This window comes from Halomonas sp. AOP43-A1-21 (genome assembly GCF_052376775.1).
GTDB classification, from domain to species: domain Bacteria; phylum Pseudomonadota; class Gammaproteobacteria; order Pseudomonadales; family Halomonadaceae; genus Vreelandella; species Vreelandella colorata.
Genome location: NZ_JBQSWC010000036.1, coordinates 51,089 through 58,244 on the forward strand (window position 1 = coordinate 51,089; position 7,156 = coordinate 58,244).

5 protein-coding genes are annotated in these 7,156 nt (G+C 57.7%); all 5 read left to right on the forward strand.

The features are described from left to right. Nucleotides 1–45: 45 nt before the first annotated feature. Nucleotides 46–3,711 carry an ATP-binding protein gene (locus tag ACT3R7_RS17465; protein ID WP_193090895.1) on the forward strand — a complete coding sequence of 1,222 codons (3,666 nt, stop codon included), beginning with the start codon at nt 46–48 and terminating at the stop codon, nt 3,709–3,711. Then, nucleotides 3,708–4,337, forward strand: a complete 630-nt coding sequence (locus tag ACT3R7_RS17470) for a hypothetical protein (RefSeq protein ID WP_193090896.1) — start codon at nt 3,708–3,710, stop codon at nt 4,335–4,337. Before ACT3R7_RS17465 ends, ACT3R7_RS17470 begins: the two co-directional genes overlap by 4 nt. Next, the gene (locus tag ACT3R7_RS17475) at nt 4,334–5,563 is read left to right on the forward strand and encodes a hypothetical protein (protein ID WP_193090897.1); all 1,230 of its coding nucleotides are present in this window, start codon (nt 4,334–4,336) and stop codon (nt 5,561–5,563) included. The genes ACT3R7_RS17470 and ACT3R7_RS17475 overlap by 4 nt, the downstream gene beginning before the upstream one ends. Then, a complete protein-coding gene (locus ACT3R7_RS17480) occupies nt 5,560–6,429 on the forward strand; it encodes a DUF7281 domain-containing protein (protein WP_193090898.1) in 870 nt (289 codons plus the stop codon). Before ACT3R7_RS17475 ends, ACT3R7_RS17480 begins: the two co-directional genes overlap by 4 nt. A gap of 197 nt (nt 6,430–6,626) precedes the next feature. After that, the coding region (locus tag ACT3R7_RS17485) for a hypothetical protein (protein ID WP_496199310.1) at nt 6,627–7,156 on the forward strand (530 nt) is incomplete at its 3' end.

The following is a 7,156-nucleotide window of genomic DNA, read 5'->3' on the forward strand; positions in this document are numbered from 1 at the left end:
TGGCAAGATAGTCGCTTTCGAATTTCTATCGATCAAGGACACGGCATGGCCCACCTGCTACGCATCGTGATGATTCACGGCCACCTGGAAGGCGTGGTTGAACTCAGTGTGGACGGCCACACCAATATTTGCGGCACCAATGCTTCGGGTAAAACCACGCTTCAGCGCCTGGTGCCGGTGTTTTACGGCGAACTACCCAATAAGGTGGTGCCCAAAACGCGCATGAAGTTTGATGCGTTTTACCTGCCGCATCGCAATAGCTACTTGGTGTATGAATACCGCCGCGAGGCTGGCAACATCTGCCAAGCGGTGCTGACCCGCAAAGCCGAAGGCGGGGTGGAGTATCGCTTTGTGGGTGGGCCCTATCGGCCGGAAGATTATCTGGTGGAGAGCGAGGCGGGCGTGGCCGCACTCGACTACACCCAGTGGGCCAGTGGCCTGCGCCGAAGCGGCACGCCGGTATCGCCCAAGCTCGGTGCTACGTCTGAATTCCGCTCGGTTATCCAGAACGACTTTACCCAGCTGCACGGCAATAGCCGCGATGGCCTCAAGCTGCGCCAGATCGCCGCGCAGTTCAGTCTGGTCAAACCCGAGCGGCGCATTCGCCATATTGAAAAGCTGGTCTCGGCGGTGCATGCCAAAGAGGGCAAGATGGATACCCTCAAAACCATGCTGGCAGCGATTTTCGAAGAGGATGGCGTTGAGCTGCCGGTCACGCGGATTCGTAACACCAAGGCGCGTGAATGGATTGCCCAGATGCGCCAATCCATGCGCCTGGAACCATTGCAGGCGTCGCTCGCCCGGCTTGCCGGGATTGATCGAGAGCTTGCCCATTTGGATGCCACCCTCTGGCAGCTTAAGCCCCAGCTTGAAGATGACCGCCAGCAGGCCGAGCGGCACATGGCCGATGTGGACGCCGAGCTTGCCCGCCATCAGCGCGATTTTCAGCAGCGGGAAAGCGATTACGCCCAGGCGCGGGACGAACTCAACGATCGCCACAGCGAAGTGGTCAGCGATTTACAGCAGACCCAGCGCCGCCTCAATGATCTGCAAACCCAGTACGAGCACTATTTCGAGGCGGACATGCCCGCCCTGGAGCGCGATATCAATGCGCTGCCCCAATGGCGTGAGCAGCGCGATCAGCTGCGTGCCCACCTGAACGTCATGCAGGATGCGGTAAAAGAGAGCCAGGCGCGGCTTGATGGGCGCCTGCGCGAACTTTCCGAGGCGCTGGCCCGCCAGACCGGCGAAGCCCAGGAACTGATCGACGCCCTGGTGGAAGAGAAAGCCCTGCGCCGTGAACAGCAGTGGGAAGCCGAGCAGCGGCTTAATGAACGCTACCAGCAGGAGCGTCAGCGCCTGGAAGGCGAGTATCAGGCGCAGCTTGAATTGGGCGTTGAGCAGTTGGCCGAGCTAAAAGCCCAGCTCTCACTTTCAACACAAACCGCCGAAGAAACTGCTGATGCTGAGCTTGCCCAGGCGCGTCTGGATCAAGCCCAGCAGGAGCGTAACGCATCGGCCGCGACGCTAGATGGCCTGCGCCGCGAGTTTGAAAGCAACCGCCGCGCCCGGGACGACGCCGAGCAGCAACTGGTTCAGCTTCGCCAACAGCTTGAGCGCGCCGAACAGCGCAGCTACGCGCTCTACCAGCAGCGTGACCCCGAGCAAGGCAGCCTGCGCCATTTTCTGCGCTATCACCGCCCCGGTTGGGAGCAGCAGTTAGGCAAAGTCATTGCCCCGGAGCTGTTGGAGCGGCGCGATTTAGCACCTCAACTAGCCGACGGCGGCAGCGACGACCTGTTTGGGCTGGCGCTGGATCTCTCGGCCATTGCCTTGCCCGACTACGCCCAGGACGAAGCCACGCTGCTCGCCGCCATTGAAGAAGCGGATAGCGCCAAACGGCGCGTGCAGGCAGAGTGCCAAGCGGCCGAGAAAGCGCTTAAACAACACAACGAGCGCGTCCAAAAAGCCGATGAAGCTCAAGACCAAGGCCGTATGGCCCATAAGCGTGCCGAGCAGGAAGTTGAGTTTGCCCTTGAGGCGCGCCGCCAGCAGCAAGAGCGCCACGCCAAGCATCAACAGAAGCGTCGCGCCACCCATCAAACCGCGTTAGCTCGCTTGGAACAAACACAAACCGAGCTGCGTGAAGAAAAACAGCAAGCCCTTAACGCGCTGGGTGAAACCCATCAAAGCCAGTTGTTAGAGCTAAAAGCCGATGGCCAAAGCCAGCTGGACAGCCTGGATGCTCAGCTGCGCCAGTATAAGCAGCAGTTAAGCGACGCCAACGCAGAACACCAGCGCCAACGGGCGGAGCTGGAAGAGGCCTTCAGCCAGGAACTGGCCGAACAGGGCGTTGACCCCGCCAAGCTAAAAGATACCAAGGCGCGGCTGGCAAGCCAGGAGGAGCGCATCCGCGTTACCGCCGCCCGTCAGGATGAACTTACCGAATACACCCGCTTTATGCGCGTGGAGTGGGGGCAGCATAAGCCGCAGCTGGTCACCCAAGAGGCCGAGCTGGAGCAAACTGAACAGCAGCTTCAGCGCGATAAAGAGCGCTTGAAAAACGACTTTCAGGCCGCGCGCAAAACCCACCAAAGCACAGTAAGTACGCTTAAAACGCAGCGCGAGAGTGAACACGCCAGCCTGGAAGCCTTAAAGCCTCTGCTGACACAGTTGGAAGGCCTCGCCATTGAGCCCGACGGCCAGGCCCCGGCGGCACCGCTTGGCGATGTAGACGAGCGCATTGAGCGCGCCCGCCAGGCGCTGGGCAATCGCCACCAGTTGATCGAACAGCTGCGCCGTGGCTGCCTGGAGGTTGAAAGCCAACTGATCAAGGACGCCAGCAGCGGCTTTGCCGAAGCGCTAGAGAGCGAGCGCAGCAAGCTGCAAAGCGACAACCCGCGCCTACAGCTGCCGCTACTGCGCGACATGCTCAAACTGCTCGAAGACCAACAGCAGCAGTTGATTCAGGAAGGCCGCAACCTGAGCGACGACCTGGATAAGTTCTTTACCGTATTCCGCGATTTGAACCGCCGCATCAGCGCCCAGAGCCGTCGGCTTTCGGAAGAAGTCGCCGACGACCTGCGCCTGGAAGGCATCACCAAAGCCGAAGTGCGTATTCAGTCCACCATCGATGAGCTGGGCTTCTGGGAGCCGCTGAAGCTGTTCGCTCAGCGCTATAAAGAGTGGCGCGAATCCGGCCAGACACTGCCCAGCGACGACTACCTGAACACCCTGGCGGACGTGGTCGACTTGCTGCGCAGCGACCAGCAGTACAGCTTTGAAAGCCTGCTGCGTTTGGAGCTGCACTTAAACGAAGGCGGCACGGACCTGGTGATCAAGAACGACCGCCAGCTGCTGGAGTCCTCCAGCCACGGCATGGCCTATCTGATTCTGTGCAAGTTCCTGCTGGCGTTTACCCGCCTGCTGCGCGGCGATGCAGAAATCGCTATCCATTGGCCCATCGATGAGATTGGCACGCTGGCCTATCACAACGTCGAAAAACTGTTCGACGCCTGTGACAGCAACCGCATTCACATCGTCGGCGCGTTCCCTAACCCCGAGTCCGACGTGTTGCTGCTGTTTGCCAATCGCTACCTGATTGACCGCGATAGCGCTAACGCCAATAAGCGGGTGTTAAAACGTATTGAACCGCGCCTAAGCCGCCTGGCCGAGCGGCTCCAGGAACGTCAGCAGGAGGTGACGGTATGATCGAACATGGCCCACTGCTTGAGCGATTGCTGGCCGGGGAGTTTGTCTGCCCGGTGAGCGATGAGACCGGCTATCGCCACTTGAGCAACGCAGAAACCCGCGAGGAGATCGACACCTACCTGCGCCCACTTAACCGGCGGCTGGCAAGCAACGAAGAGGGCAGCGTGTATTTTCTGGCCTGGCGACAGCTCAATGACAGCGCTCGGGATCAGCTCTCGCGCCAACTGGGTGAGACGCTCAACAGCCTGCTGCCGCTGCTGGAATGGCTGCAGCTGGTTCAAGAAGCGCTGGGCCGCGATACCCTGGCGGCCCCCGGCGATGTGCTCAAACCGGCCGAATTCAGCGCCAAGTGTGAAGACAACCAAAGCCTGCGCGAGCGCCTGGAACGCCTGGCCACCGACAGCTTTTTTGGCTCGCAAAGTGACCAGCTAGATGCCCAGGTAAAGCAGGTCTTCAAGCGCCTGAAAGAGCACGGCTACCTGCTTCAGCCGCATTCAGAGCGTCAGGTATTCGTGGTCACCGGCAAGATCGACTACCTGGTGGACCTGGTGCGCTTTATCCGCGATGAAGAGAACCTGCCGATTGATGCCGAAGGAGAAGAGGGCACACAGGAGGCCCTCTTGTGAACGAGCTGGAGAGTCGTCTGCTCAAAACAGGCGCTGAGCGCTTGGCGCTATTGGGTAAGCATTCTGAAGCGCTGATGCAGGCCTACACCCGTGATGAAGTGCCGCTGGAATCACTCAGCGATAGCGCGCTACGCAAGCTGCTGGCAGCGCGCATTCTGTGGCGCCCGGACGAGCAGAGCGGTGTGAAGCTTTCGCCCAAGGTGCGCGAACTGATCGCCGAAATGCTCGCCGACGAGACCCGCCGCCATGTAAACGCTGATGTGGCAGAAACCCTGGAGTTGATTCGCTCATTGGTACACAGCTACCGCGAGGCGCGCAGCCGGGGCGAGCACTGGCGGCTGGAACAGCAGCTAATGCGCCTGCGCCAAGAAGTTGACGACTTGAACGGGCGCTTTGCCGATGCCATCGACAGCTTATGGCAGCGGCTGAATAGCGACTTTGGTTTTGTCAGCCAGCTCAACGATAAAATCCGCGAAAACGACCGCGCCCAGAAACAGATCGCCAGGCTTCTGGATGGCCTGGCACTGATTAACTTTGACGAGTTGATAGAGCTGGTAGGTAGCGACGGCAGCCTGCGCAAGCTATTGATCAGCCAGCTTCAACAGCAGTTAAGCCACCACTACACCGGCCTGCGCGAGGTGCAGCGTCGCTTGATTGAGCTAATGGCGCGCTTTCGCAAGCAGCAGGCGCGCAGCCGCCTGATCAGCGGCATGGCCGCGTTTATGCGCGAGCACCCAGGCTTTGTGCCCGGCAACTATGCCCGGCGCAGCGAGGTACCCGCGCTGGTCAACCAAGCCGCCCCGCTAAACGCCGCGGCCGCCCCAGCGCTAGACCGCAATCTGGAGTGCCAGGTACTCGCCGACCTGCTGCATCAACTGCCTCAGCCGCGCCACACCACGCAAACGGTGGAAGCCGCCGCACCTGCCCAAGCGCAAGAGAGCAGCCTGGCCGCCGCTCGCCAACAGGCACTCAAGCAGGATGTTGAACACTTCTATTTAAGCGTGATTGACCAGCCCCAGGCGGAGCCGGTCAGCGCCCTTAAATACCTACACGAAAGCCCGCTCGAATGGCCCGATGAAATCTGGCTGTTCCAGGTGATTGCCGAGTACCAGGGCCTGCCGCGCAACGACCAGCGCGCGTTTCGCCTTAAACAGCAGGAGACCCAGGCGAGTGCCTTCAATCACCTGCGTCTGATCCACGACGTTGAACTACAGCTGGCCGTATGAACCTACCCAGCCGCGCCCGCAATGGGCTAAACGGTGTGGCCCGCGAACTGCTCCGCCAGCCCACGGTGGAGAAGCCCCGCGGTCAATGGGTAAACGACGTGGTCGCCTGGTGCCACCAGCACGATATTGACCTGGCCACGCGAATTAACAGTAAAACGCTGCGCTTTGACTCCGCCTTGCTCGCACAGATAAACGATGTATTAGATAGCGCCCGCATAGCGCCGCTAGGCCGCTCACTCAGCGGCCTGACCAGTAGCGCCCAGGCAAAAGAGGGCGTAGAAGAAGATAAAGCCACCCGAGAAAGCCCCCGCGCACGGCGGGTACTCGTAAGCTTTCCCCCACAGCCAATAGCAGGGCTTGCCATCGAACCACGAGCTATTCGCGATGTGGATTTACAGACGCTAAAGCTGAGCGCATTCAGCGCCCTGATTCAGGTCGAAAACCTGGACAGCTTCTATGAGTTCTCGCCGGAACTACCAGCACTAAGCGGCTATGCCAACCCGCTGGTCGTCTACCGCGGCGATAGCCACTACGGCGGCGGCTTTGCCTTACTCGCTGAGGCTTGGCACAAAACCCGCCGAACACATATCTACGCTGGTGATTTCGATATAAAAGGCGTCACACTAGCGCTTGACAGCAACGCCACCCACTTACTCCTGCCCACCATCGAATGGCTCACCCAAAATGCCACGCCATTGCATGTGCCTGCGGAACAGTTTCCTTATCAGCGCAGGCTACGCAAACACCTTGCTGCGCTGCCAGTTGCCCATCCACTGCGCGATTACCTGACGCTTCTGCTAGAAAAGCAGCGGGGGTTGAAGCAGCAGTGGTTTGGTGGGGAGGTGAGATTTGTGGCGTCAGCCTGATGGTGAAAATAGTCAGACGTGAGGGAACAAGAATATTCGATGGGCAGCAAATATTTACTTTGCCTAGCGGCAAATCAATGGGATAGAGTTGGATAAGTTGGCTTCATTGCTTCAGCGGCTAAACGTAACTGAGTTTTTGATAAGCCATATAGTCACTTTCGCCTGCTATACGACATCGAAAATAATAAGGAGATAAAGTGCCGCCAGAATTGCAGATAAAATTAAAATACCTTGAGAATAGGAGTAACCCTGCTGAAGTTTTTGAAGCGATGGCCCTATATATTAATGCATACAAAGACTTTGGGCAGTTACTTACAAATTCTGTGGGTCTAAAATTAGATTTTCAGTTTCAACTCAATGATATTGAGAAAAGCTCTATATTGAGCAAGCTTTCTGCATTGCCGAACAGTATTGACGCTATGTTGGAAAAAGCATTTTATACATCAGGGAATAGTTTGTTTCAAATTCTAACAGAAACAAATGAAACAAAAAGTGAAGATCAGGTTGAATCTATTGCCGCAAGTGTTGAATCAGTATTAGCGGATGATCTTGAGTATAAAATTGCTGATCCTTATATCGATAGACAGAATTTAGCGTATGTTCTTAAGGGGTTTTCTGCTGCAAACGAAAAAATAAACCCGGGAGAAAGTGTAATAATAATATCTGGTCACGAACCTGGTCAAGAGTGCAGTTTAAATACTAAATGGAGGTTTACTGGTAACCCTAG